We start from the raw sequence: 24,513 nt of genomic DNA on the forward strand, positions 1-24,513 counted from the left end.
TTTTGCGAGCACAGGTCCCCATCCACTCGTGGAGGTGCCGGGAATCGAACCCGGGTCCTTCGTTGTTTTGTCAGGGCTTCTCCGAGCGCAGCTCACTATGCCTCTACTCGCCCCTACCGATCACATGAGCAAGTCGGTATGACGGGGCCAGTCGTGTTTAATCTCGTCGCAGGGTCCTCACGACTGGGACCGATTGACCAGCCTCCTAGCTGATGCCGGTGATCCGGGACGGAGGCGCTCCCGGTCCGACAGACACGCTACTTGCCTCAGGCGGCGAGAGCGTAGTCAGCGCGATTGGTATCGGCGCTTATAAGTTTCCGACGACCGATTCTCGAGACGACGTCGGCTTCCTCGGCTCGCTTCCCCTGTCTCCACGTACGAAGTCGAAACCAGTCACCCCCCTGTTGGTACAACCCTGGAATCTTAGCTCACTCCGCACTTGCCGCCCACGACGGAGCAGCCACTCGGCCTTGCGTTGCCCCTACCGCTCTTGCTCACCTGGTAGCCGAAGCTGATCGAGGCGCCGGGGGCCAGCGGGCCGCCGGTGAAGGTCAGGTTGTCGCCGGACTGGCTGCCTCGGGCATTCCAGGTGCCGGCGAGCCGCAGGTTGTCCTGGCCGCTGTGCGAAACCGTCACCGACCAGGACTCCGCGGTGCCGCCGACGTTCTTCACGCGCACCGAGGCCACGTACCCCTGCTCCCAGCTGGCCGGCAGGCTCAGCGCGGCCGAGAAAACGTCGGCGGGCGGAGGTGGCGGCGCCTGGGTCGTGGTGGGTGCCGCCGGTGGCGGCTTGGTGGCCGTCTTTTCCGGTACGGGCGTGTGCGACGACCGGGTGCGACTCGGCGACGGTGAAGACGACCGGGACGGCGACCGGGAAGCGGACCGAGAAGGAGAAGGCGTAGCGGTAGGCGTAACCAAAGGGGCCGAGGTGGTGACGGCCAGTGGCACCTGAGGGATGGACGGCAGGACCACCGCGGGCTGGCGGGCTGCCTCGGCGGGCCCGACAGCCCGGACAGCAACCCAGACAACCAGCATGACCAGGACCGCAGCGGCCGCACTGAGGACGAATCGGGCGGGACCGAGAGGGCGCGCGGAGTGCTTGGGGGGCAACGGGCCGTCCCTTCGTGGATCTAGGAGCGCCCGGCACTGTACCCCGTTAACTCATCCCCTTGTTACGCCGACCCATCGCGCGGGAAATTTCCCGTTGCGCGTCCCGGGACGCCAGATCCTGCCGCTTGTCGTAGCTCTTCTTTCCCCGGGCCAGGGCGATCTCGACCTTCGCGTACCCGTTCTGGAAGTAGACCTGGAGCGGCACCATGGTGATGCCCTCGTCGCGCAGTTTGCCCTGAATCTTCCGAATCTCGTCCTTGTGCAGCAGCAGCTTCCGGACGCGCCGCGGCTCGTGGTTGGTCCAGGTGCCCTGCGTGTACTCGGGGATGTGCAGACCGTGCAGGAAAATCTCGCCGGCGTTCTCGTGGCCGAACGCGTCGACAAGCGAGGCCCGGCCGAGCCGCAGCGACTTGACTTCGGTGCCGGTCAGCGCCATGCCGGCCTCGTAGGTGTCGAGGATGGCGTAGTCGTGATGGGCCTTGCGGTTGGAGGAGACGACCTTGCGCCCCTGTTCGCGTGGCATGAGCTCCCCAAAAAGGCCAATGCTACTAGGGGATTCAGCAGAGACAGGACGGCAGGTAGTAGAGCGGGTTCTTGGGCACGCCGTTGAAGCGCGTCTCGAAGTGCAGGTGATAGCCGGTCGACGCACCGGTGGTCCCGACCCGCCCGATCACCTCGCCGCGCCGCACGTACTCGCCGTCGTGCACCAGGATTCGAGACTGGTGCCCGTAGCAGGTCTGGAAGGCGGACCCGTCGAGTTGCCCGTGGTTGATGCAGGTGTAGTTGCCGTACCCGTTGGACCAGCCGGCCCGGATGACGCGGCCGGCGGCCGCGGCATGAATGGGTGTCCCGCCGGGTGCGGCGATGTCGGTGCCGGCGTGCAGTTGCCATACCCGGTAGTACGGGTCGTACCGGTTGCCGAAGTCGCTGCTCTTCCACCCGCGCACCGGCATCAGCAGCCGCCCACCGGGGTAGCGCCCGACGTTGCCGGATTTCACCGCGAAGCCGCGCAGGGCGGTCCGGATCCGCTGTTCCTGGGCGACCGCCTCCCGGTACTGGGCGAGGACGGTGGCCCGCTGGGAGTTCGCGACGCGCAGCGCGGCCTGCCGGGTAGCGGCCAGGCGGACCAGCGCATGCTGGGCTTTGACCGCCGCGACCTGGGCGTCCTTGGCCGTGGTGAGCTTGCTGTTGGCCAGGGCCTCGGCATCCTCGGCCTCGCGCCGGGCGAGTCCGGCCCGGTCCTGCGCGGTGCGCGCCACGGCTCGGGTGTGGATCAGCCGGTCGACGTCCTGCTGCTGGGTGCGCATCAGCTGGTCGACGAGGCTGAGCCGGTCCATGATGTCGGCCGGGCCGGTCGCCTCGACCAGCACGTTGATCCGGGAGAACGAGCTGCCCATGTAGCTCGCCTGGGCGATCTGGTCGACCCGCTCACGGGCGTCGGTGAACTCGCCCTGGGCCTTTTCGAAGTGCCCGGCGAACTTCGCGTAGGCCAGGCGGGCGGCGTTGGCCCGGCGGCCGGCGCTGTTGGCCGCGGCGATCGCGGCGGCGACGGCGCCGCGGGACATGGCCACCCGCCGCTGCGCGCCGGGCATCGCCCGGGTGGCTGCCTCGAGACGAAGTGCGGCGGTGCGGGCTTGCGAGGTGGCATTTTCCAGTACGGCCTCAGCCCGGTCGACCTCACGGGAGGCACGTCCGGCGTCCCCGGTGTCGGCCAGTGCCGGAGAGGAGGCCGCCAGGCTGACAAGGAATGCAGCTATCGCCAGAAGGGGCGATAACCGGCCATGTCGGCATTTTGACCACACAGCGAACCACCGTACTCCGGCGAACCACCAGTAAAGGTCCAAATCGCCCAACGGCCGCGTTCCCGTACGGGAGCGCGGCCGTTGTCTTTGATCTTCCGGAAGTCAGACCTTGAGGTAGAAGCGCAGGGTGACCCAGGCGGTGACCGCGCTGACCACCGCGCCGACACCGGCCAGCAGCGGCAGCATGAGCCACACGTTGCCGTTGTGCACCGGGGTCAGGATCGTCGTCAGCGCCTGCAACTTGTGATCCAGCAGCACGACCTTGCCGACGAACAGCACGACAAAGCCGATGACCGAGCCGATCACGCCCGCCACCACCGCCTCCAGCACGAATGGTGCCTGGATGAACCAGTTCGACGCGCCGACCAGCTTCATCACCGCGACTTCTCGACGCTTGCTGTACGCCGCCACCTGGATCGTGTTACCGACCAGGAGCAGCGCGGCGACAGCCATGAAGGCCGCCACCCCCAGCGAGCCGACTTGGAAGCCGTTGAAGATGTTGAACACCTTGTCGAGCAGCGTGCGCTGATCGATGACGTCCTGGATGCCGGGCATGCCGGCGATCTGGTCGGCGAAGGACTTGTACTTCTCCGGGTCCTTCAGCTTGACCCGGAACGACTCGGGCAGGCTGTCCGGGCCGACCGACTTCACGAAGTCCGGTGAGTCCGCCCAGAGCTGCTGGAAGCGGGTGAACGCCTCCGCGCGGGTCTCGTACGTCTTGTCGCTCACCAGCGGGTTGCTGGAGATCGCCTGATCGATGGCGGACCGCTGCGCCTCGGTGACATCCGTGCGCAGGAAGATCGACACCTCGATCTCGCCGTAGTAGTAGTTCTTCATCTGGTCGACCTGCATGTACAGCAGCACACTGGCGCCCAGCATGAAGAGCGAGACCGACATGGTGATGACCATGGCGATCGTCATGGTGACGTTTCGCCACAGGCCCACCAGGACCTCGTTGAGGACGTACTTAAACCGCATCGGGGGGTTCCTTCCGGGACTCCGCGTCGTGCAAGTTCAGGGTTGAGGGACGGTACGGAGCCGGGCTCAGCCGTAGACGCCGCGGGCCTGGTCGCGAACGATGCGTCCGCTCTCGATCTCGATGACCCGACGCCGCATCTGGTTAACGATGTTGGAGTCGTGGGTGACCATCACGACCGTCGTGCCGGTCCGGTTGATCCGGTCCAGCAGCCGCATGATTTCGATCGAGGTGTCCGGGTCGAGGTTACCCGTGGGCTCGTCGGCCAGCAGAATGAGCGGCCGGTTGACGAACGCCCGGGCCACCGCGACACGCTGCTGCTCACCACCGGAGAGCTCGTGCGGGTAGCGGTGCTCCTTGCCACCCAGGCCGACCAGCTCCAGCACCTCGGGCACGACCCGGCGGGCGACCGCCTTGGTCTTGCCGATCACTTCCAGAGCAAAGGCCACGTTCTCGTACGCGGTGCGGTTGGGCAGCAGGCGGAAGTCCTGGAACACGCAGCCGATCGAGCGGCGGAAGTGCGGAACCTTCCACGACCGCAGGGTCGTCACGTCCTTGGTGTTCACCACCACCTTGCCGCGGGTCGGAGCGACCTCGTGCAGGAGGAGCTTGATGATCGTCGACTTGCCGGAACCGGAGGGGCCGATGAAGAAGACGAACTCACCCTTCTCGATGCCCACGCTCACGTCGTCCAGCGACGGGCGAGACGCCTTGGGGTACGTCTTCGTCACGTTCTCGAGCTGAATCACGAGAGCGGAGTCTACGCGGTGTAACGAAATCGCCAACCCCGGCGGGTGCGTCAATCTGCGCCCGGCATGCCGGAACAGGCATTCCGGGGGTTCGAGCCTGACCGAACGTTTAGGCATCGTCGCCGTACGTGGTGGATCTTACGAGCCTTCCGTCTGGCCGGTCTTGCGCCAACGGATCCCGGCCTCGATGAACTCGTCCAACTCGCCGTCAAACACCGAGGTCGGGTTGCTCGTCTCGTACTCGGTACGCAAATCCTTCACCATCTGATACGGGTGCAGGACGTACGACCGCATCTGGTCGCCCCACGAGCCGGTGGTGTCGTGCTTGAGGCCGGCCATCTTGGCGTCTTCCTCCTGGCGCTTGCGCTCGAGGAGCCGGGCCTGAAGAACTCGCATCGCGGAAGCTTTGTTCTGCAACTGGGACTTCTCGTTCTGACACGTCACCACGATGCCGGTCGGAATGTGAGTGAGCCGAACAGCACTGTCCGTAGTGTTGACGCTCTGTCCACCCGGCCCGGACGAACGGTAGACGTCGACCCGGATCTCGTTCTCCGGGATGTCGATGTGGTCGGTCTGCTCGACCACCGGCATTACCTCGACGCCGGCGAAGCTGGTCTGCCGCCGGCCCTGGTTGTCGAACGGGCTGATCCGGACGAGGCGGTGGGTGCCCGACTCGACGCTGAGCGTGCCGTACGCGTACGGCACCTTGACCGCGAAGGTCGCCGACTTGAGGCCGGCCTCCTCGGCGTACGACGTGTCGTAGACCTCGGTGGGATAGTTGTGCCGCTCGGCCCAGCGCAAGTACATCCGCATGAGCATCTCGGCGAAGTCGGCCGCGTCCACGCCGCCGGCACCGGCCCGGATGGCCACCACCGCTTCCCGCGAGTCGTACTCACCGGAGAGCAGGGTGCGGACCTCCATCTCCTCGATGGCCTTGGCCAGCGCGACGATTTCGGTGCCGACCTCGGCGATCGAACCCTCGTCGCTTTCCGCCTCGGCCATCTCGAGCAGCAGGCCGGCGTCGTCGAGCCGGCTGCGCAGGCGATCCATCCTGGAGATCTCACCCGAAATGTAAGACAGCCGGCTGTTGACCTCCTGCGCCCGAGCCTGGTCGTCCCACAGGTCGGGGGCCGAGGCCTGCTCCTCGAGGTCAGCCTTGTCCCGGCGCAGCTTGTCAACGTCCAGGACGTTCTCGATGTTGCGCAGGGTGGCGTCTAACGCCTTGAGTTGCTCAGGAAAGTCGGCAGCAGTCACGACACTCAAGACTACGCCGCCCGGCCAGTGTTCCGGCCGGGCGGTCCGATCAGGCGAATCAAGTGGCGGGTGCGGTCTTCAACCAGCTCAGCGCGGCCTTGTGATAGGCGACGGCGAACTCGAGTGCGGCCGACCCGTACGCGTCGCCGTTCTTCTTCGCCTCCTTCGCCTGTTCCTTGGCCATGGCCATCGCCTCGGCGTGGTATTCGCTGGCGCCGGTGTAGAGCTCCTTCAACTGACTTCCGCTGTGCTGCTCGCCGAAGGCGACGCGCAGGGCAACCGGGTTGCGCAGGGCGTCCCGGCCGGGAGCCTCGGCGAGCCAGCGACTGAAGGCACGCTTGCCGGAGGCGGTGATGGCGTAGGGCTGGCTGGAACGGGGGCCGGGCTTGCCGAGCCGGACGAATCCCATGTCGGCAAGGACCGGCAATTCGCGGTAAACCTGGCTCCGCGTCATCGACCAGTAGGGCCCGAGGCGGCGTTCGGCAGCCGCCATGAGCTGTCCGCCGGTCATCGGCCCCTCGTGTAGCAGGCCGAGCAGCGCGGCAGCCGTGGGATTGATTTGAGTGTCGGGCATGCCTCCTACGCTGCCACTTTGCCGCGCCCACGTCCAGGATTTCGCCCGATCCGTCCAGTTTGCGTCTCCACAAACGACTGTCCCGCACAGACAGTCCGACCACGAGGGTCGAGACGGCGCGTTTAACCGGCGAGCAGCAGTCTGACCAGCTAAAATGGCCCTAGCAAACCGGTCAGACGGCGATGCCGGGCAGCAACCGGGCGAAACCGCCCGGATCGCCGCCGACAATGCCACTAAAGCGGGACGCTCAGCCCATATGTGGATAGCGCCACGAGACCGGGGGCTCGAAGGTCTCCTTGATCGTGCGTGGCGAGACCCAGCGCAACAGATTCAGCACCGATCCGGCCTTGTCGTTGGTGCCACTTCCGCGGGCCCCGCCGAAAGGTTGCTGACCCACTACGGCCCCGGTCGGCTTGTCGTTGATGTAGAAGTTGCCCGCCGTGAAACGCAGCGCCCCGGCGGCCCGGTCGATCACCGTGCGGTCGGTCGCGAAGATCGACCCGGTGAGCGCGTAATCCGACACCTCGTCGGCCTGTGCCAGCACCTCGTCGAACCGCTCGTCCGGGTAGACGTGCACGGCCAGGATCGGACCGAAGTACTCGGTGCGGAACACCTCGTGCGTCGGATCGGCGCACTCGACCAGGGTGGGCGACACGAACCAGCCCTCGGCGTCGTCCACCGTCCCACCGGCGAGGACGGTGCACGCGGCGCTGTTCTTGATCCGGTCGAGGGCGCCGGCCAGCTTCGCGAACGCCCGATCGTCGATCACCGCACCGCCGAACACCGCGAGATCGGTGACATCGCCGTACGCAATGGAGGAAACCGAGGCCGCCAGCCGGTCGCGCAGGCCGCCACCCACCCAGAGGCTCCGCGGGACGTAGGCCCGCGAGGCCGCGCTGCACTTCTGTCCCTGATATTCGAAGGCGCCCCGCAGCAGCGCCGTGTGCAGCGCCTCGACGTCAGCGCTGGGGTGGGCCACCACGAAGTCCTTGCCGCCGGTCTCCCCCACCAGCCGCGGATAGGTGCGGTAGCGGTCGATGTTGGCCCCGACCGACCGCCAGAGATGCCGGAAGGTGGCCGTCGAGCCGGTGAAGTGGATGCCGGCCAGCCCCGGGTCGCTCAGCAGCACATCGGAGACCGCCTGGCCGTCCCCGGTCACCATGTTGAGCACGCCGGGCGGCAGGCCGGCCGCCTCGAACAATCGCATGGTGAAGTGCGCCGCGAACTGCTGGGTCGGCGACGGCTTCCAGATCACCGTGTTGCCCATCAGGGCCGGGGCCGAGGGGAGATTGCCGGCGATGGCGGTGAAGTTGAACGGGGTGATGGCGTAGACGAAGCCCTCGAGCGGGCGGTGGTCGAACCGGTTCCAGACGCCCGGGGACGATCCGGGCTGCTCGGCCAGCACGCGCTCACCGAAGGCCACGTTGAACCGCAGGAAGTCGATCAGCTCGCAGGCCGCGTCGATCTCGGCCTGGTAGCAGGACTTCGACTGGCCCAGGATGGTGGCCGCGTTCAGGGTGTCCCGCCAACTGCCGGCCAGCAGCTCGGCGGCGCGCAGGAAGACCGCGGCCCGCTCGGCGTAGGGCAGTGCCTGCCACCCGGGGGCGGCCTGCTTGGCGGCCGCGACGGCGGCGGCCGCGTCGGTCGGCGTGGCGTTGCCGGTCACCCCCAGCACGGCGTGCCGCCGGTGCGGCTGGACCACCTCGATCGGGTCCCCGCCGGCCATCGACTGCCGGCCCCCGATCGTCATGGTCAGATCGGGGCGGGCGTCGCGCAGATCGGCGATCCGGGCCTCGAGCGAGGCCCGCTCGGGGCTGCCCGGACGGTAGTCGCGGACCGTCTCGTTGCGCGGAATGGGCACGGCAAGCTGGGCGTCCATCAGGTACTCCTCGACATGGTGGTCTGCTGAGTAGATCCGGGCGCCGGGGTCGCCGGGCCGGATTCCCTCATCCTCGCACCAGTTCCGGTCACTCCAGGTTCGCCGGTTACCCTGAGCCTCATGAGTGCCCAGGACCCGGCATCGGACGCCGAGCGACCCTCGTCGAACGGTCTCTTCCTCGCGCTCGCCGCGCTGATCTGGATGGCCGCGATGCTCTGGTCGGCCCGCGCCTCGATCACCGGCCGGGCCGACGCCGAGATGGAGGTGACCTCCACGGCGTACGCACTGCCCGGCGCGGTCTCCGCCAGCCTGGTCGCCGGGGCTGCGGCCGGCCTCGCCGTGCTGGCCGTGTTCACCCGGCGCCGCGACTTCGGCTCGACCGTCCGGTTCGCGATCGCCACCGGCACCGGCCTGGTGCTCGGGCTGGCCGGGGCCATGACGATCATCACGATCAACACCGAGGGCTGGATCTACGCGGTGGTCGGCGGCACGATCGCCGCGGCCGCCACCATCGGCGGCGCGCTGGCCGGTTTCCGGCAGGCCCGGGTGCTCGGTGCGGTCTGCTGGGCGGCGATCGGGGTGTTCCTGGTCGGCTTCGTCCTCAACCTGTTCCAGGACGAGGTGCTCAAGGTGCTCGGCTCCGGCAGCACCCAGTCGTCGCAGGCCAACGCGGCCGAGTTGTTCACGTTCCTGCAGTCGCTGCTGTCCGGCCTGGCCGCCGGTCTGATCTCCTACAAGATCCTGCGCCGGGGGCGGCCTGCCGTGGCCTGGCCCTTCTACGCGCTGGCCGGCGGGGGTCCCGGGCTGCTGCTGGTGATCGGCGAAGGACTGACCCGCACGGCCGGTTCCCGGGTGCTCGACCTGGCCGGCAAGGTCAGCGAGCTGGAACAGACCGTGCAGCAGATGCTCAGCGGGGCCCGCTTCAACAGCGCGCTGATCGTGCTGTTCGTGGGCGCGATCAGCGCGACCGTAGCGATCGGCCGGACAATTCGCCCGGCCGCCGCCGAGGAGCCCGCCCTAGGCGAGGTCGTCTAGTTCGGTCACCGAGTACCACTCCAACTCGTGGTCCTCGGCGCCGTCGACGGTGAACTGGGCGTCCGGGTCCCCGGCCGCGGCCTCCTCGACCACGTCGGCGGCCGCGCCCACCTGCTCGGCCGCGTCGGTGCTGTCCACGTGGATCGACGCCACCTCCTTGAGGGACACCGGGTGCGGCAGCCGCACCGTGCTGGAGCCCAGCTCGACGTCCTCCCGGACCAGCGCGGTCGCCGCCACGTCGGCCGAGACCACCACCCGTCGGCGCGGGGCGGCCGGGTCGTGCCGCAGCAGCTGCAGCGCGGCCTGAGCGGCCCGGGTGAACGCGACGTATTCCAGCTCTTCCTCGTCACCCTCCGCGTACCACTCGCGGAGGGCCGGGGTGACCGCGTGCGCCTCGGTCGGCCCGGCGCCCAACTGCCCGGAGGCGCGCAGGGCCGCGAGCATCGGCACGGTGGCCGGCACGTAGACCCGGACCAGATCGGTGATCGGCACGTCTCCTCCTGCAGCGGTATGGACCGTCCCCGTAGTACACCGCCGTGGCGGCGCCGGGAAGGCCCATTCCACCAGTCGTGTCCGGATCGTGGCGCACCGGGGTTTCAGCAGCCGCAGGCGGCGCCGACGGGCGCGGTGAGCGGGTCGGCGGCGGCTTCGACGTCCCCCTGAGGCGTACGCAGGGTGAGCCCCTCACGGATCCAGTACTCCACTCCGCCGATCATCTCCTTGACCGTGAAGCCGGCCAGCGCGAACGCGAGAGCCGCCCGGGTCGCGCCGTCGCAGCCCGGCCCCCAGCAGTAGGTCACCACCGGCACGACCGGGTCGAGCAGCTCGCCGGCCCGGGCCGCGATCTCGGCGGTGGGCAGGTGCACGGCACCCGGGATGTGCCCCTGGTCCCAGGCGATCGCGCTGCGGGAGTCGACGAGCACGAAGCCCGGCTCCCCGCTGCGCAGGGCGGTGGCCACGTCGGCGACATCGGTCTGGAACTCGAGCTTGGCCGCGAAGAAGGCGGCGGCGGTAGTAGAGATCGTCATGCCCCAAAACGCTACGGACAGTCGCCGACCTAGCACAGTAGCGTTCCACGGCACGGGGCAGCGAACACCGAGGATTGCCCGGTACATTGCCGCCATGCCCGTGGACTTCACACTAGATGTCACCGACTGGCGCCTGCTCAGCGAGCTGCAGCGGGACGGCCGCGCCACCTTTGCCGAGCTGGCCCGCGCGGTCTCCATGTCGGCGAGCGCGGTCACCGAGCGGGTGCGCCGGATGGAGGAGGCCGGGGTGATCGCCGGTTACCGGGCGACGGTGGACCCCGAACGGGTCGGCTTGACCGTGATGGCCTTCGTTCGCCTCCGGTACCCGACCGGCAACTACCGCCCGTTCCACGCCCTGCTGGACTCCACCCCGGAGATCATCGAGGCCCACCACGTGACCGGCGAGGACTGCTTCATCCTCAAGGTGATGGCGCGCTCGATGCGTCATCTGGAGGAGGTGAACGGCCGGATCTCCGGCCTCGGCTCGGTGACCACCAGCATCGTTTACTCAAGTCCGCTCCTCGGTCGCGCGATTGCCGAGCCCGGGACGCCCACCGCCACCTCCGACCAGTAGGCGCCCCGGGGGTCTAGATCAGCCGCAGGGTCGTCGCCGCCCACGACTGCTGGTGCAGCTCCATCCGCAGGGCCATCGCCCAGGTGCGCTCCCCGGTCACCAGGGCCGCGGCCGCCTCCACCGCGCCGGGACGCGGCTCGCACACGCGCAGCCGGATGACGGCGACCGGCACGGCACGCCGGGGTGGCCGGCGGCCGGCCGCGCGGCGCAGGTCGGCGACCCGGCGCGCGCCCGCGAGGCCCTGCGCGACCACGCCGGCCGCTTCCTCGGGCCGGGACAGCGGGCGCAGGTGGGCCGGCGGGCGATGACCGTTGAGCACCTCGACGCACAGGCGCATGAAGCGATGCACGGCCACCTTGGCGTCCGGTGAGGCGCCGACCACCACCGACCGGTGCACGGGTGGTGGCGGGGGCGCGGGCGGCGGCGGAGGGGGCGCGGGCGGCCAGTCGAAGGCCAGTTGGTGGGCGGTCGCCCAGACCGCGGGCTCGACCTCGTCGTCGAAGGGCGGCTCGCAGGGCGGGACCCGGCGGAGGCTGATCGAGGGGCGCGGCCCCTGCGGAGCGATCTCGACCGTCCGTCTCATTAGCCTGCCAATCGTTGCGTTTGCCTTCGTTTGCCTTCGACAACGATTGTTCCGGTGCCGTGGCGGGAGGGTCAACGCGGCTCTACCGATGTGGGAAGAGGGGCAAAGCGGCCTACTCGGTCAGCGGGTTGCCGCGGACCCACTCGGCGGTCTCGGCGTACTTCTGCTGGATGTATTCCTCCAGTTTCGCCCGCTCCACCCGCCACTGCCCGCGCCCGCCGACCTTGATCGCGGGCAGCTCACCGCTGCGAACCATGTGGTAGACCTGCGAATCCGAGACGTTCAGCTCGGCGGCCACGTCGGACAACAGCAGGAACCGGGGCTCCACGAATCCTCCTCGTTGCTTGCGATCGGCTCAGTTTGCCACCGAACACCCACATGCAAAACGGCCCGCCGACAGACGCCGGCGGGCCGTTTCGAGGAAAGGTCACGCGCCCCCGGGAGCCCCGTGGCAGCGCTTGTACTTCTTGCCCGAGCCGCAGTAGCAGGGCGCGTTGCGCGAGGGCCCGCCCGACTCGGCCTGCCCGGACGCCCGGGTGCGACCGGCCGGGGTGTGCGCGGGCGACGGCGGCACCTGTCCGCCGTTGCCGAGGCCGAGAGCCGGCGCCTGCTGCTGCTGGATCACCGGAGCGCCGTCGCCGGCCTCACCGTCGATCGCGGGCGCGGTGTATTGCAGGTTTTGCGGACGGCGGCCGCCACCCAGACCCTTGGCCCGCACCTCGACCCGGTCGGACTCGGTCTGGTTGTCGTCCCCGCTGGTCGGCAGGAGCATCGCCTTGCTCGGGTCGACGGTGACCGTCGGCGCCTCCTCGACCTGGACCTCCAGGTTGAACAGGAACCCGACCGCCTCCTCCTTGATGCCCTCCATCATCTGGTTGAACATGTCGAAGCCCTCGCGCTGGTACTCCACGACGGGGTCGCGCTGCGCGTAAGCCCGGAGGTTGATGCCCTCCTGGAGGTAGTCCATCTCGTACAGGTGCTCGCGCCACTTGCGGTCGATCACCGCGAGCAGGACCTGACGCTCGAGTTCCCGGATCGCCTCGGCGCCGAGCTCCTCCTCGCGGGCCTCGTAGGCCGCGGCCGCGTCGTCCTTGAGCTGCTGGGTCAGGAACTCCTGGTCAACGGCGTTCACCTCGCCGCCGGACTCCTCGACGATGTCGTCGATCGTCAGGGTGACCGGGTAGAGCCGCTTGAGGTTGGTCCAGAGCTGTTCGAGGTCCCAGTCCTCGGCGTAGCCCTCGGAGGTGGCCGCCAGCACGATGTCGCCGACCACGTCGGTGACCATGTGCTGGGCCTGGTCGTGCATGTCCTCGCCGTCCAGCACCCGCTTGCGCTCGGCGTAGATGACCTGGCGCTGCTTGTTGAGCACCTCGTCGTACTTGAGGACGTTCTTGCGGATCTCGGCGTTCTGACCCTCGATCTGGGTCTGCGCGCTGCGGATCTGCCGGGTCACCATCTTGGACTCGATCGGCACGTCCTCGGGGATGTTGAACCGCTCCATCACCGCCTCGACCGCACCGGCCCGGAACCGCTTCATCAGGTCGTCCTGCAGCGACAGGTAGAAGCGGGACTCGCCCGGGTCACCCTGCCGGCCGGACCGGCCACGCAGCTGGTTGTCGATGCGCCGGGAGTCGTGCCGCTCGGTGCCCAGGACGTAGAGACCGCCCGCGGAGGTCACCTCGGAGGCCTCGGTCTCGCAGGCGTCCTTCCAGGCCGGGAGGACCTCCTCGAGGGCCTTGGCGTACTCGTCCGGGGTTTCCACCGGGTCGAGGCCGCGCTGGTGCAGCTCGGCCGAGGCAAGGAACTCGGGGTTGCCGCCGAGCAGGATGTCGGTGCCGCGGCCGGCCATGTTGGTGGCGACCGTGACGCCGCCCTTGCGGCCGGCCTGCGCGATGATCGTGGCTTCCTGCGCGTGGAACTTCGCGTTCAGCACGCTGTGCGGGATGCCGCGGCGGCGCAGCAGGGTGGAGAGGATCTCCGAGTTCTCCACCGAGACCGTGCCGACAAGCACCGGCTGGCCGGTGGCGTGCCGCTCGGCGATGTCCTCGATGACCGCGCTGAACTTGGCCTTCTCGGTCTTGTAGATGACGTCCGGGTGGTCGATGCGGATCATCGGCCGGTGCGTCGGGATGCTCACGACGCCGACGTTGTAGACCTTGTTGAACTCGCCGGCCTCGGTCTGCGCCGTACCGGTCATGCCGCCGAGCTTTTCGTACAGCCGGAAGTAGTTCTGCAGCGTGATGGTCGCCAGGGTCTGGTTCTCCTGCTTGACCTCGACGCCCTCCTTGGCCTCGATGGCCTGGTGCATGCCCTCGTTGTAGCGGCGGCCGTGCAGGATGCGGCCGGTGAACTCGTCGACGATGAGGACCTCGCCACCCTCGTTGACGATGTAGTCCTTGTCCCGCTTGTAGAGCTCCTTGGCCTTGATGGCGTTGTTCAGGTAGCCGACCAGCGGGGTGTTCACCGACTCGTACAGGTTGTCGATGCCGAGGCGGTCCTCGACGCGGCCGACACCGCGCTCGGTGATCGCGACGGTGCGCTTGGCCTCGTCGACCTCGTAGTCGCCCTCGCCGTCCTTGCCCTTCTGCAGGCGGTTGACGATCGCGGCGAACTCTCCGTACCACCTCGCCGAGTGCTCGGCCGGGCCGGAGATGATCAGCGGGGTGCGGGCCTCGTCGATCAGGATCGAGTCGACCTCGTCGACGATCGCGAAGTTGTGGCCACGCTGCACCAGCTCGTCCTTCGACCACGCCATGTTGTCGCGCAGGTAGTCGAAGCCGAACTCGTTGTTGGTGCCGTAGGTGATGTCGCAGTGGTAAGCCGCCCGGTGTTCGATGGACGGCTTGTTCGGCAGGATCACCCCGACGCTGAGGCCGAGGAACACGTGCACCCGGCCGACCCACTCGGCGTCCCGCTGAGCGAGGTAGTCGTTCACCGTGATGATGTGCACGCCCTTGCCGCTCAACGCGTTGAGGTAGGCGGGGAACACGCCGGTCAGGGTCTTGCCCTCACCGGTCTTCATCTCCGGGATGTTGCCGAAGTGCAGCGCGGCGCCGCCCATCAGCTGGACGTCGTAGGCACGCTGACCGAGCACCCGCTTGGCGCCCTCACGCGCCACGGCGAACGCCTCGGGCAGCAGTGAGTCGAGGGACTCGCCGTCCGCGTACCGCTCCTTGAACGACTCGGTGCACTCACGCAACTCGTCGTCGGTCAGGTCGACGTAGTCTTCCTCGATCGAGTTGACCGCGTCCGCGATCGCTTTGAGCCGGCGCACCATGCGGCCTTCGCCGGCACGTAGGACCTTTTCCAATATCGACACGGGTCAGCGCTCCCCTAGACAGTCTGCCGGACCATCGTAGGCACCCCTTCGCGGAACCTGTGACCCGAGCCTCCGGTAAACCGCACAAAGGGTGCGAAACGTGGCATGGAGTTCGCTGAGAGCGCAGGACTTCCGGCAGGATTACCCCCGAAAACGGCACTAATTGGAGGCGATTTGAGCATCACCGGGGAGATCGACGGGACTGGGGTGCGTCTACGGGCATTTCGCCCGGACGATGTCGAAGCGGTCGCGGCCGGTTACGACGACCCGCTCTGCCACCGGTTCCTGCCGCCGCTGCCGTCGCCGTTCACCCTCGCGCACGCCGAACGCTTCCTCGCCGAGGGCGTGACCTCGGTGTTTGCCGACGGCGGGGCCGCCTACGCGATCGCCGACCCGGACACCGACGAGCTGCTCGGCGGCATCGGATTCGACAAGGTGGTGACCGGTCGCGGGCAGGCCGAGATCGGCTACTGGGTCGGCTCCTGGGCCCGCGGTCGCGGCGTGGCCACCGCCGCGGTGCGCGCGCTGAGCACGCACGCGCTCGGCACCGGCCTGGCCCGCCTCGAACTACTCACCCATTGGGAAAATCCGGCCAGTCAGCGTGTCGCGCTCGCGGCGGGCTATCAGCGCGAGGGCGTACGCCGGGCGGCGCTGCCCAACCGCACCGGCGGCCGCGACGATCTGGTGGCGTTCGCCCGGCTGGCCGACGACCCCGGTGACCCGATCCCCCGGCTGCTTCCCGACCTGCCCGGCGGCGAGCTCAGCGACGGCGTGGTGACACTGCGCCCGCTCGGCCCGGACGACATCGGCTTCGTCACCGAGGTGCGCAGTCTGCCCGAGGTGTGGCAGACCAGCGTCCCGCCCGAGCCGCCTCCGGCCGAGGTGGTGCGGCACCGATGCGAGCGGGCGGAGGCGTACTGGCTGGCCGGCACCCGCGCCGACCTGGTGATCGTCGACGCCGGGACCGGCCGGCCAGCCGGTGAGATCGGGTTGTTCTATCAGGAGCCGGTAACCGGGCAGGCCATGATCGGGTACAGCATGCTGCCGGCGTTCCGCGGTCGCGGCTTTGCGACACGCGCGGCTCAGCTGGTCGCACTGTGGGCGTTCGCGGAAACGGATATCGCCCGCCTCATCGCGGGGACGCTTCCGACGAACGTGGGATCGCAGCGGGTGCTCGAGAAGGCCGGGTTCCGCCGCGAGGCGTACCTCAAGTCGCGCCTGCCCGGCCCCGACGGCACGCGGATGGACGACGTCGAGTTCGTCCTCCTGGCCGAGGACCTCCTGACCGAAGGCCCCCGGCTTGATGGCTGAGACCGCTAGGCGGTGGTCTCCAGCGAGAGAATTCCGTAGTCGTAGCCGCGTCGCCGGTAGACGACGCTGGGGCGGCCGCTCTCCTTGTCGAGGAAGAGGTAGAAGTCGTGGCCGACGAGCTCCATCTGGAAGAGAGCGTCATCGACGGTCATCGGATCGGCGGGGTGTTCCTTCTCCCGCACGATGCGCCACGGCTGGTCTCCGTCGTGCTCGAGGAGGGCGGTGGCGATGGATGACGACGACTCCTCGGTGGCCGGCTGGGCCAGACTGAGGTCGGTGGGCAAGCCCGCGGTGGCGGCCGCGACCGAGACGGGCGTGTGCCGCCCGCGGTGCACTCGCCGGCGATCGGCGGAACGCCGCAATCTGCCGTCGAGTTTGGTGATGGCGCAGTCCAGAGCTGCGTAGAAGTCCTTGGCGCAGGCCTCGGCACGAACGACGGGGCCTCTGGTCATGACCGTGATCTCGACCCGCTGGCAGTTGTCGGACTGGCGAGGATTGCGTTCGTGGAAGAGCTCCACGTCGGCTCGGATCAGTTTCTGGTCGTACCGTTCGACCTTGCTCAGCTTCTCGGCGACATGTTCCCGATAGTGCTCGGGAACCTCTACGTTGCGGCCCTTGACGACAATGTCCACTCGTGACCTCCCCCAACGTTTCTGTTCTGCGGGCGCCCTGATCGACGGGTGCCGGGGGCGCCAAAATGCGACGCGCTGTTGGCTTAGGCGGTGACGCCGGTCCGGGGGCTCAACGTGGAGCTCACGCGGCGTGACCGATCGTGAAAGGGACGACTCCTTTCCGGTGGCTCTGAAGCGGATGACTCCGCGCTCTCCCGGTGGTTGGGTAGGCGATGCGCATACCCTCGTCACCAAGACGCTAACGTGCCGATGCTCCCGCGTCACCCCTCGTTTCGGATAGCTAATCCCTGACCTTTGGCCCTTTCGGTACCCCCAGGGAGTTATCCGCCGAAACTTCCCCGCGTTGTTCTCCGCAGCTGGGTGGCGGCGAGCACCGCGGCGCCCTTGACCTGCATGTCCGCCTCCCTCAGACGACGCGTCACGGCGGCCAGTGTGGCCCCGGTCGTGACGATGTCGTCCACCACCACAAGCGTGCCTCCGAACGGCGTCGCGCGTCGGGGAAACCCGATCAGAGCGGACCGGATTCGCAGCGAACTTTCAGCTGCGGCACGGCGCTCGGCAACCGAAAGTGACGCAGAGTCAGGGCGCGGTAACGCTCGGAGTGGCCGGATGACGCCAGCGTCCCAACCGGCCCCGCGCAGCCGACGCACCGCCTGTCCGGCCAGGCGTGCCATGTGGTCGCCGCCGCGCTCCCGCATCGCCGCCGCGGTGGACGGCACGGTGATCAGGGTGACCGGGCGGCCGCGGGGCGCGAGGGCCGCCACCGCCGTGGCGAGCAGCATCCCCAGCGGCCGGGCCAGCCGGTGCCGGCCGCGCTCCTTGTACGCGAGCAGGGCACCCCGTAGCGGCCCCTGATAGGCGCCTACGGCCACGCAACGGGGCAGACCCGGTGGCGGAGGGTCCGGGGCGGTCCGAAACGGCTGGAGCGCCTCCAGGAGGGTCACGCACCCACCGCACATCCCGTAGCGCAACGGCACCCGCTCGGTGCCGCAGCCCGCGCAGGGCGCAGGCAGCACAAGGTCGGCGAGATCGGCGAGCACGTCAGTCGAGGAAGAACGGCGCCGACGGCACCGCACCGGCCGGCGGGTTCGCGGTCGGGCCGGCCAGGTCGGCCGCGGTGATCCGGACCGGCTCGCCGAGCACGTCCCAGGCGTCGCCGTCGGTCTCGTACGCCTCGGAGCCCGAATTCTCCCCGCGGGACAGCGGGTTGGCCGGGTAGGCGACGAGGTAGCGGACCGTCTCCTTGCCGATGTCACTGAGCCGGGGATAGGTGAGCGCCCCGTCGACGGTCACGTCCATCACCGCCGACCGCCCGTCGGCCCGGGTGCCGGCCACCGCCAGGTAGGTCTCGCTGCTCCAGGCGGCCGCCGCCACCGAGGTGAGGTTGGGCGGGAGCAACTGTTCCGGCGCGCTCATGCTCAACGAGTCGCCGTCGGTGTCCAGCACCGTGCGGTAGAGCCGGCCGCCGGCCACCAGCGCCACCCGGTAGCCGTCCGGCGCCACCGAGACGGCGGTGATCGGGCCCGGGTCGCTCGGCACCTCGACCGCCACCGCCTTGGTCCCGCCCGCGCCGAAGGCGTAGAGCTTGCCGTTCACGGTGATCAGGCCGATCGCGTCGCCCGGGTCGTGGTCGGGGGTGATCGCCCAGACCGGCCGGCCCAGGTTGCCGGAGATGCCGGGGACGTCGACCAGGTCGCTCTGCTCGCCGGTGCGGGCCGCGGCCACCCGCAGTTTCGGGTTCTTCCCGGAGCCGGTCACCACGGCCAGGAACGTGTGCGTGCTGGAGGCGCTCATCGCGGCCGACGCCAGACCCTTGTTGTCGGGCGCCTTGAGCACCGGCACCGCCTCGGTCGATTGCGGCGAGTCGGCCAGCCGGCGGATCGTCCCGTTGTAGATCACGAAGCGTTCCGGCCGGTCGGCCAGCCGGGACGCGACGTTGCTGTCCTGGTAGTCGAGCTCGGAGTAGCGGACCGGGTCCTGGTTGCCGACCTTCAGCTCCAGGGTGCGCGGGATCAGGTCGCGCAGCGACCACTGGAGTTGCCGGCGCAGCCGGTCGAGCGCCTTGGTGTCGCCGGACGGCGCGGCCTGCCCACTCAGCGTGACCTGGAGTGTCTCGTTGGCGGCGGCCGGCACGTTGTCCGGCGCGGTGGTGCCGTTCGGCAGGCCGCGCGCGGTGTCGGCGAGCCAGGAGGCCGGGCCGTTCACCAGCCAGTTGAGGATCGTGGTGGGTTGCTGCACGGTCGGCACCCGCGGCATGTAGCGCAGGTCGGGGATCAGCGCGGTGTTGTCGTTGTTCCAGAAGTAGATCGTGCGGTGCAGGTAGTAGTCGTCCAGCGCGGTGTCGGTCAGCAGCAGCACGCGCGGCGCCGAGGTCAGGTAGAAGCCGTCCGGGCCGGCCGGGCTGACCTCGAATTTGTACTCGGTGATCTCGGGCTTCGAGTCCAGGGCCGGTTCCAGGACGCCGTTGCTCTTGAGCGTGCCGACCTGCTGCGCGCTCACCGAGACCTCGGGGTCGCCCGGGGTGTAGAGCAGCTCGTCGGTCAGCCGGATCACCCGGACGTCCGGGCTGGTCTCGAAACCGGTCTTGCCGGCGTCGGACAGGAACGCCTTGACCCGGTTGGCGGCCCCCTCGGGGTCGCCGGCCGCGGCCTTCAGGTAGTTGGTGACCAGCTGTTCCGGGTCGGTGGCGGACTGCCGGGTGGGCGGTTCGGCGGGCGCGGTGTCGTCGGCCGCGGCGAAACCCGCGGACGGTCCGGGGCCGAGCACCCGCACGTCGGTGTCGTCGGGGATGCCGCAGCCGCCGACGACCAGGGTGGCCAGAAGCACCAGAACCACACCGCGCCGCATCAGACCACCTCACGCGTCTCGTCGGCGGCGATCGCCCGGTCGCGCGGGATCAGCGGCAGCGGCGCGGCGAGCAGCCGGTCGCCGGAGCGCACCGGCAGGGTGAGCCGGAACTGGGCGCCCTCGCCGGGTGCGCCCCACGCCTCCAGCCAGCCGCCGTGCAGCCGGGCGTCCTCGGCGCTGATCGACAGGCCGAGGCCGGTGCCGCCGGTCTGCCGGGCCCGGGACGGGTCGGCCCGCCAGAACCGGTTGAAGACCAGGCGTTCCTCGCCGGCTTTGAGGCCGATGCCGTGGTCGCGCACGGTCACCGCGACGGCCGCCTCGTCGCAGGCCAGGGTGATCTGCACCGGGCGGCCCTCGCCGTGCTCGACCGCGTTGCCGACCAGGTTGCGCAGCACCCGCTCGATCCGGCGCGGGTCGACCTCGGCGATCACCGGAGCCTCCGGCACCCGCAGCTCGATGGTGACCCCGACCCGGTCGGCCAGGCCGGTCAGCCGCTCGGCGACCCGGTGCACGATCGGCACCAGGTCGGTGTGCTCGGCGTCCAGGGCGGCGAAGCCGGCGTCGAACCGGCTGATCTCCAGCAGGTCGGTGAGCAGGCTCTCGAAGCGGTCCAGCTCGGCCTGGAGCAGCTCGGCGCTGCGGGCCACGGCCGGGTCGAACTCCTCGCGCTCGGAGAAGATCAGGTCGGCCGCCATCCGCACCGTGGTCAGCGGGGTGCGCAGTTCGTGCGACACGTCCGAGGTGAAGCGGCGCTGCAGCCGGGACATCTCCTCGAGCCGCACGATCTGCCGCTGGAGGTTGGCCGCCATCTGGTTGAACGACGCCGCGAGCAGGGCCAGGTCGTCCTCGCCGTCGACCTTCATGCGCTGGTCGAGCAGGCCGGCCGAGAGCCGCTGGGCGGTGCGGGCGGCATCGCGCACGGGGAGCACGACCAGGCGGGTGACCAGGCCGGCCACCACGCCGAGCAGGATGACCAGGGCCAGGCCGGTGACCAGCACGGTGGTGCGGATCTGGTTGGCCGCGCTGTCCTCGGTGGTCAGCGGCACCATGTAGTAGAGCTCGACGTGACCGAAACTGGTCGGCACGGGTGAGCCGTACACCAGGAACTTGACCTGCCGGCCGTCCACCTCGGTGGTGCGGACCTGCTCGGCGACCTTGGCGTCGCGGGAGACCGCCCGGATCAGCTTGGCGGTGATCAGGTCGCTGGTGTCCATCTTCGCCGAGGTGGCCGCCTCGATCCCGGTGTTCTGGTCGGCGCGCATCGAGACCACCGAACCGCCGGACTCGGCCGGGTCGTCGTCGGCGAGCACGTCCACCGTGGTGTTCACGGTGTTCTGCAGCAGCGGGTCACGGGCCTGCTGGTGCACGCTCAGCTGCGAGGACGCGTACTTCACCTTGCTCGCCATGGACGACTGGACCTCGTCCTGCGCGCGGTTGAGCAGGATGTTGGCGCTGCGCTGGGCCACGAAGAAGCCGAACGCGCCGACCAGCAGGCTGGACGCGATCAGGGTCAGCGCCACCACCCGCAGCTGCAGGGAGCGGCGCCACTCGCGGCGAGCCGGCGCCACCACCCGTTCCAACCGGCGGGTGGCCATGCGGAAATATCGCCGGAGCACCCGCAGGGTGCGCCGCACGGGCATCGGAAGCCAGGCCGGGGCGCGCATCTCGCGGGCAAGGTTAGCCCCTCGGGGCTATCAGCCGGTCCCCGCCTTGTAGCCGACCCCACGAACGGTAAGGATGATCTCCGGCCGTTCCGGGTCTGGCTCGATCTTTGCCCGCAGCCGCTGGACGTGCACGTTCACCAGCCGGGTGTCGGCCGCGTGCCGGTAACCCCAGACCTGCTCGAGCAGCACCTCGCGGGTGAACACCTGCCGCGGTTTGCGGGCGAGCGCGACCAGCAGGTCGAACTCGAGCGGGGTCAGCTTCACCTCTTCGTCGTCGCGGGACACGGTGTGTGCCGGGACGTCGATGGTGATCTGGTTGCCGGGCGGCCCGATGGTGAGCGTCTCGGGTGCCGCGTCCTCGCCCCGGCGCAGGCGGGCACGCATGCGCGCCACCAGCTCCTTGGGCTTGAACGGCTTGACCACGTAGTCGTCGGCGCCGGACTCGAGACCGAGCACGACGTCGACGGTGTCGCTCTTGGCGGTGAGCATGACGATCGGGATGCCGGACTCGACGCGGATCGCCCGCGCCACATCGATGCCGCTCATGCCGGGCAGCATCAGGTCGAGCAGGACGATGTCCGGCCGGCTCTCCCGGAAAGCGGCCAGGGCGCGTTCGCCGTCGGCGACGAAGGAGGGCAGGAAACCCTCACTGCGCAGAACGATGCCGAGCATCTCGGCCAACGCTGGGTCGTCATCGACGACGAGTACCCGGGCTCTCATGCGGTCCAATATTGCACTGTCCTCCCCGAGGTTGCGTACCCCGGTGCCGATCTTGCCTGCGGAAGCCTACGCGAAAAGGGCACGGCCCCAGAAGTCGTCCGGGCCGGAGACCCCCGCTGGGCAGGCGAAGAGGCCGCTGGAGACATGCCGGAGGTACTCGTTCATGGCGTCGTGACGGGCGAGATTCAGCTGAATGGGTACGAAATGCGTGCGCGGGTCCCGCTGGTAGGCGATGAAGAACAACCCCGCGTTGAGCCGCCCGAGTCCGTCCGAGCCGTCCACGAAGTTGTAGCCGCGGCGCAGCAGGTGCGCACCGGAGTTCGTCGTCGGGTGGGCCAGCCGGACGTGCGCGTCGGCCAGGATCGAGGTGGACGTCAGGTCCGGCTCGTCGAACTCCCTACCCTGCCCGATCGGGGCGCCCTCGCCCTTGGTGCGGCCGATGATGTCTTCCTGCTCGCCCAGCGAGGTACGGTCCCAGGTCTCGATCATCATCCGGATCTTCCGGCTGACCAGGTACGAACCACCGGCCATCCAGTCCGACCCGTCGTCGGCCACCGCCCACAGGTGCTCCCGGAGCAGGTCGGTCTCCTCGGCCTTCAGGTTGGCGGTGCCGTCCTTGAAGCCGAACAGGTTGCGCGGGGTGGTCTGGGCGGTCGAGGTCGACGAGGTACGCCCGAAGCCCAGCTGCGACCATCGCACGCTGACCACACCCATCCCGATCCGGGCCAGGTTGCGGATCGCGTGCACCGCCACCTGCGGATCGTTCGCGCAGGCCTGCACGCAGATGTCGCCGCCCGAGATGGTGGCGTCGATGGTGTCGCCCGGGAAGTGCGGCAGGTCGGCCAGCGCGGCCGGCTTGCGCGCGGCCAGCCCGAACCGGTCCTTGCCGGTGGCGTCCCGGAACAGGGTGGGCCCGAACCCGACGGTCAGGGTGAGCCCGGCGGCGGGCAGGCCGATGGCCTCGCCGGTGTCGTCCGGCGGCGCCTCGAGGATCCCGGCGGTGGCCCCGATCTCGCCGGCATCCTTGCCCGCGGTCATCCGGGCGGCCGCCGCGGTCCAGTCCTTGAGCATCTGGACCAGCTGCTCACGCGACTTGGTGACCACGTCGAACGCGACGAAGTGCAGCCGATCCTGGGCCGGCGTGACGATGCCGGCCTGCACGGGGCCGTAGAACGGCACCTGATCGGTGGCGGCTTCCGCCGCGGAGTCCGACGAGCGCAGCAGCGCGCCACCGACGGCGGCCGCCCCGGCGACTCCGGCCACGCCGGCGCCGGCGAGCGCGATGACTCGCCGGCGTGGGAACGATTTATCCGACATGTCAACCTACTTCTTGGCGATAACCCCGGCGATCTTGCTGATCGGCTCAGCAAGCGCGTTGATCACGTCCGACAGGCCCTTCAGCTCGGCCTGGGAGAGTTCGTTCTGCAGCTTCCAGCCGTCGCCGACGCGGTACTTCGCCAGTTCGTTGTCGACGTTGGTGAACGCGGTGTCGATCTGCTTGACCAGCTCGGGGTCGCGCTGCTCGAGGGCCGGGCGCAGGGCCGCGACCGCCGCCTGGGAGCCGTCCACGTTGGCGGCGAAGTCCCACAGGTCGGTGTGCGAGTAGCGGTCCTCCTCGCCGGTGATCTTGCTGTTGGCGACCTCGTCGAGCAGCTCCTTGGCCCCGTTGGCCAGCTGCAGCGGGGACAGCTTCTCGGCCTTCGCCTTGGCGACGACCTCCTTGACGTCGGTCAGCAGCTGGTCGGCGACCGGGCCGTCCTTGCTGATGTCCTTGGTCTCCCAGAGGTCCTTCTCGAGCTTGTGGAAGCCGGAGAAGGGCAGCTCGGCGGTGGCGTCGTCCTCACGACCGTCGATCTTCGGGTCGAGGTCACCGAAGATCTCGGCGACCGGCTCGATGCGCTCGTAGTAGGTGCGGGCGATCGGGAAGAGCTGCTTCGACTTCTCGATGTCGCCGCCCTTGACCGCGGTCACGAAGTCGGTGGTCTTCTCGACGAGTGCCTCGCTCTGCGAGGTGATGTACCGGGTGTAGCTCTCGGTCGCCTGCAGCAGCGCGGCGTCCTCGGTCAGCGGCGCCGCCGAGCCGGAGACGGTCAGGTCGGCCCGGATGCCGGTGCCGATCATGCCGGGCTTGCAGGCGGTCTGGTAGGTGCCGGCGGGCAGCTCGACGCGCAGCTCACGGGAGAGGCCCGGGGTGATGTTCTCCACCTCGCCCATCACCCGGTCGCCGGCCGCGTAGACGTAGAACTCGGTGACCTTGTTGCCGGAGTTGGCGATCTGGAAGACGTGGGTGCCGGCGTCCAGGGTGCTCTTGGCGACCTCACACGCGGTGTCGGAGGCCTTGACCGTGATCGGGCCGCCGGTGGCCGCCGTCGAGTCCGATTTATCCGAGCTGCAGGCGGCGACCGAACCGACCGTGAGCAGCGCGACGAGCAAAGGGGTGGGGCGCACGTAGATCT

23 protein-coding genes, 1 other RNA gene and 1 pseudogene are annotated in these 24,513 nt (G+C 69.2%); 3 read left to right on the forward strand and 22 right to left on the reverse strand.

The features are described from left to right. Positions 1-26 precede the first annotated feature (26 nt). The 9 genes from ssrA to pruA form a co-directional block, all read right to left on the reverse strand. Positions 27-401: a transfer-messenger RNA gene (gene ssrA, locus Ate02nite_RS09445) on the reverse strand. Positions 402-423: 22 nt separating this feature from the next. Beyond that, positions 424-1,035, reverse strand: coding sequence for a cellulose binding domain-containing protein (locus tag Ate02nite_RS09450; RefSeq protein WP_203802323.1), 612 nt, complete (start codon positions 1,033-1,035; stop codon positions 424-426). Between the two features lie 121 nt (positions 1,036-1,156). Further along, complete coding sequence (smpB, locus tag Ate02nite_RS09455; RefSeq protein WP_203802334.1) at positions 1,157-1,633, reverse strand: SsrA-binding protein SmpB; 477 nt, start codon at positions 1,631-1,633, stop codon at positions 1,157-1,159. 34 nt (positions 1,634-1,667) lie between these two features. Further along, positions 1,668-2,702, reverse strand: a complete 1,035-nt coding sequence (locus Ate02nite_RS09460; RefSeq protein ID WP_239147263.1) for a M23 family metallopeptidase — start codon at positions 2,700-2,702, stop codon at positions 1,668-1,670. 312 nt (positions 2,703-3,014) lie between these two features. Beyond that, positions 3,015-3,890: a permease-like cell division protein FtsX gene (gene ftsX, locus Ate02nite_RS09465; RefSeq protein ID WP_203802337.1), complete on the reverse strand. Its 876-nt coding sequence runs from the start codon at positions 3,888-3,890 to the stop codon at positions 3,015-3,017. A 66-nt stretch (positions 3,891-3,956) separates the two neighbouring features. After that, entirely contained in the window at positions 3,957-4,637 is a 681-nt protein-coding gene (gene ftsE, locus Ate02nite_RS09470; protein ID WP_203728313.1) for a cell division ATP-binding protein FtsE, read from the reverse strand. 138 nt (positions 4,638-4,775) lie between these two features. Then, the gene (gene prfB / locus Ate02nite_RS09475; protein WP_203802339.1) at positions 4,776-5,891 is read right to left on the reverse strand and encodes a peptide chain release factor 2; all 1,116 of its coding nucleotides are present in this window, start codon (positions 5,889-5,891) and stop codon (positions 4,776-4,778) included. Between the two features lie 58 nt (positions 5,892-5,949). Beyond that, positions 5,950-6,465, reverse strand: coding sequence for a PadR family transcriptional regulator (locus Ate02nite_RS09480; RefSeq protein ID WP_203802340.1), 516 nt, complete (start codon positions 6,463-6,465; stop codon positions 5,950-5,952). 247 nt (positions 6,466-6,712) lie between these two features. After that, on the reverse strand, positions 6,713-8,344 hold the full coding sequence (gene pruA, locus Ate02nite_RS09485) for an L-glutamate gamma-semialdehyde dehydrogenase (protein ID WP_203802341.1): 1,632 nt from the start codon (positions 8,342-8,344) through the stop codon (positions 6,713-6,715). 120 nt (positions 8,345-8,464) lie between these two features. Between pruA and Ate02nite_RS09490 the strand changes: the two genes are divergently transcribed. After that, the gene (locus Ate02nite_RS09490; protein WP_203802342.1) at positions 8,465-9,379 is read left to right on the forward strand and encodes a hypothetical protein; all 915 of its coding nucleotides are present in this window, start codon (positions 8,465-8,467) and stop codon (positions 9,377-9,379) included. On the opposite strand, the gene Ate02nite_RS09495 is transcribed toward Ate02nite_RS09490, so the two are convergent. After that, positions 9,362-9,823, reverse strand: coding sequence for a DUF6912 family protein (locus Ate02nite_RS09495; RefSeq protein WP_203803368.1), 462 nt, complete (start codon positions 9,821-9,823; stop codon positions 9,362-9,364). The genes Ate02nite_RS09490 and Ate02nite_RS09495 overlap by 18 nt on opposite strands. 152 nt (positions 9,824-9,975) lie before the next feature. Next, positions 9,976-10,407, reverse strand: a complete 432-nt coding sequence (locus Ate02nite_RS09500) for a rhodanese-like domain-containing protein (RefSeq protein WP_203802343.1) — start codon at positions 10,405-10,407, stop codon at positions 9,976-9,978. Between the two features lie 94 nt (positions 10,408-10,501). Between Ate02nite_RS09500 and Ate02nite_RS09505 the strand changes: the two genes are divergently transcribed. Beyond that, complete coding sequence (locus Ate02nite_RS09505; protein WP_203802344.1) at positions 10,502-10,981, forward strand: Lrp/AsnC family transcriptional regulator; 480 nt, start codon at positions 10,502-10,504, stop codon at positions 10,979-10,981. Between the two features lie 13 nt (positions 10,982-10,994). Here Ate02nite_RS09505 and Ate02nite_RS09510 read toward each other — a convergent pair whose 3' ends face one another. The 4 genes and pseudogenes from Ate02nite_RS09510 to secA form a co-directional block, all read right to left on the reverse strand. Next, complete coding sequence (locus tag Ate02nite_RS09510; protein WP_203802345.1) at positions 10,995-11,564, reverse strand: Rv3235 family protein; 570 nt, start codon at positions 11,562-11,564, stop codon at positions 10,995-10,997. 112 nt (positions 11,565-11,676) lie between these two features. Continuing rightward, positions 11,677-11,892, reverse strand: coding sequence for a helix-turn-helix transcriptional regulator (locus tag Ate02nite_RS09515; protein ID WP_203802347.1), 216 nt, complete (start codon positions 11,890-11,892; stop codon positions 11,677-11,679). Positions 11,893-11,991: 99 nt separating this feature from the next. Further along, positions 11,992-12,336, reverse strand: a complete 345-nt coding sequence (locus Ate02nite_RS50075) for an SEC-C metal-binding domain-containing protein (RefSeq protein ID WP_459077262.1) — start codon at positions 12,334-12,336, stop codon at positions 11,992-11,994. Positions 12,337-12,366: 30 nt separating this feature from the next. Continuing rightward, a pseudogene (gene secA / locus Ate02nite_RS09520) lies at positions 12,367-14,883 on the reverse strand (preprotein translocase subunit SecA); the annotation flags it as partial. Between the two features lie 180 nt (positions 14,884-15,063). Here secA and Ate02nite_RS09525 point away from each other — a divergent pair. Then, positions 15,064-16,194 (forward strand): GNAT family N-acetyltransferase, encoded by a 1,131-nt coding sequence (locus Ate02nite_RS09525; protein ID WP_239147290.1) that lies wholly within the window; start codon positions 15,064-15,066, stop codon positions 16,192-16,194. A 5-nt stretch (positions 16,195-16,199) separates the two neighbouring features. On the opposite strand, the gene hpf is transcribed toward Ate02nite_RS09525, so the two are convergent. The 7 genes from hpf to efeO all read right to left on the reverse strand — a co-directional run bounded on the left by hpf (position 16,200) and on the right by efeO (position 24,505). Beyond that, positions 16,200-16,826, reverse strand: coding sequence for a ribosome hibernation-promoting factor, HPF/YfiA family (hpf, locus tag Ate02nite_RS09530; protein WP_203802356.1), 627 nt, complete (start codon positions 16,824-16,826; stop codon positions 16,200-16,202). 320 nt (positions 16,827-17,146) lie between these two features. Further along, positions 17,147-17,866: a ComF family protein gene (locus Ate02nite_RS09535; RefSeq protein WP_239147264.1), complete on the reverse strand. Its 720-nt coding sequence runs from the start codon at positions 17,864-17,866 to the stop codon at positions 17,147-17,149. 1 nt (position 17,867) lies between these two features. Further along, positions 17,868-19,673 carry an LpqB family beta-propeller domain-containing protein gene (locus Ate02nite_RS09540; protein ID WP_203802357.1) on the reverse strand — a complete coding sequence of 602 codons (1,806 nt, stop codon included), beginning with the start codon at positions 19,671-19,673 and terminating at the stop codon, positions 17,868-17,870. After that, on the reverse strand, positions 19,673-21,268 hold the full coding sequence (gene mtrB / locus Ate02nite_RS09545; RefSeq protein ID WP_239147291.1) for an MtrAB system histidine kinase MtrB: 1,596 nt from the start codon (positions 21,266-21,268) through the stop codon (positions 19,673-19,675). The genes Ate02nite_RS09540 and mtrB overlap by 1 nt, the downstream gene beginning before the upstream one ends. 99 nt (positions 21,269-21,367) lie before the next feature. Then, positions 21,368-22,057, reverse strand: a complete 690-nt coding sequence (gene mtrA / locus Ate02nite_RS09550) for an MtrAB system response regulator MtrA (protein WP_203802359.1) — start codon at positions 22,055-22,057, stop codon at positions 21,368-21,370. A 66-nt stretch (positions 22,058-22,123) separates the two neighbouring features. Then, positions 22,124-23,374, reverse strand: coding sequence for an iron uptake transporter deferrochelatase/peroxidase subunit (efeB, locus tag Ate02nite_RS09555; protein ID WP_203802360.1), 1,251 nt, complete (start codon positions 23,372-23,374; stop codon positions 22,124-22,126). Positions 23,375-23,380: 6 nt separating this feature from the next. Then, the gene (gene efeO / locus Ate02nite_RS09560) at positions 23,381-24,505 is read right to left on the reverse strand and encodes an iron uptake system protein EfeO (RefSeq protein ID WP_438871174.1); all 1,125 of its coding nucleotides are present in this window, start codon (positions 24,503-24,505) and stop codon (positions 23,381-23,383) included. Positions 24,506-24,513: the final 8 nt, after the last annotated feature.

Source organism: Paractinoplanes tereljensis (genome assembly GCF_016862435.1).
Classification (GTDB): Bacteria; Actinomycetota; Actinomycetes; order Mycobacteriales; family Micromonosporaceae; genus Actinoplanes; species Actinoplanes tereljensis.

What these genes read in the sequence shown, in the direction of transcription:
- Ate02nite_RS09450 (WP_203802323.1), bottom strand. Translation starts at nt 1,035, where the DNA reads ATGCTGGTTGTCTGGGTTGCTGTCCGGGCTGTCGGGCCCGCCGAGGCA.
- smpB (WP_203802334.1), bottom strand. Translation starts at nt 1,633, where the DNA reads ATGCCACGCGAACAGGGGCGCAAGGTCGTCTCCTCCAACCGCAAGGCC.
- Ate02nite_RS09460 (WP_239147263.1), bottom strand. Translation starts at nt 2,702, where the DNA reads ATGCCCGGCGCGCAGCGGCGGGTGGCCATGTCCCGCGGCGCCGTCGCC.
- ftsX (WP_203802337.1), bottom strand. Translation starts at nt 3,890, where the DNA reads ATGCGGTTTAAGTACGTCCTCAACGAGGTCCTGGTGGGCCTGTGGCGA.
- Ate02nite_RS09480 (WP_203802340.1), bottom strand. Translation starts at nt 6,465, where the DNA reads ATGCCCGACACTCAAATCAATCCCACGGCTGCCGCGCTGCTCGGCCTG.
- pruA (WP_203802341.1), bottom strand. Translation starts at nt 8,344, where the DNA reads ATGGACGCCCAGCTTGCCGTGCCCATTCCGCGCAACGAGACGGTCCGC.
- Ate02nite_RS09490 (WP_203802342.1), top strand. Translation starts at nt 8,465, where the DNA reads ATGAGTGCCCAGGACCCGGCATCGGACGCCGAGCGACCCTCGTCGAAC.
- Ate02nite_RS09495 (WP_203803368.1), bottom strand. Translation starts at nt 9,823, where the DNA reads ATGCTCGCGGCCCTGCGCGCCTCCGGGCAGTTGGGCGCCGGGCCGACC.
- Ate02nite_RS09500 (WP_203802343.1), bottom strand. Translation starts at nt 10,407, where the DNA reads ATGACGATCTCTACTACCGCCGCCGCCTTCTTCGCGGCCAAGCTCGAG.
- Ate02nite_RS09505 (WP_203802344.1), top strand. Translation starts at nt 10,502, where the DNA reads ATGCCCGTGGACTTCACACTAGATGTCACCGACTGGCGCCTGCTCAGC.
- Ate02nite_RS09510 (WP_203802345.1), bottom strand. Translation starts at nt 11,564, where the DNA reads ATGAGACGGACGGTCGAGATCGCTCCGCAGGGGCCGCGCCCCTCGATC.
- Ate02nite_RS50075 (WP_459077262.1), bottom strand. Translation starts at nt 12,336, where the DNA reads ATGCTCCTGCCGACCAGCGGGGACGACAACCAGACCGAGTCCGACCGG.
- Ate02nite_RS09540 (WP_203802357.1), bottom strand. Translation starts at nt 19,673, where the DNA reads ATGCGGCGCGGTGTGGTTCTGGTGCTTCTGGCCACCCTGGTCGTCGGC.
- mtrB (WP_239147291.1), bottom strand. Translation starts at nt 21,268, where the DNA reads ATGGCCACCCGCCGGTTGGAACGGGTGGTGGCGCCGGCTCGCCGCGAG.
- mtrA (WP_203802359.1), bottom strand. Translation starts at nt 22,057, where the DNA reads ATGAGAGCCCGGGTACTCGTCGTCGATGACGACCCAGCGTTGGCCGAG.
- efeB (WP_203802360.1), bottom strand. Translation starts at nt 23,374, where the DNA reads ATGTCGGATAAATCGTTCCCACGCCGGCGAGTCATCGCGCTCGCCGGC.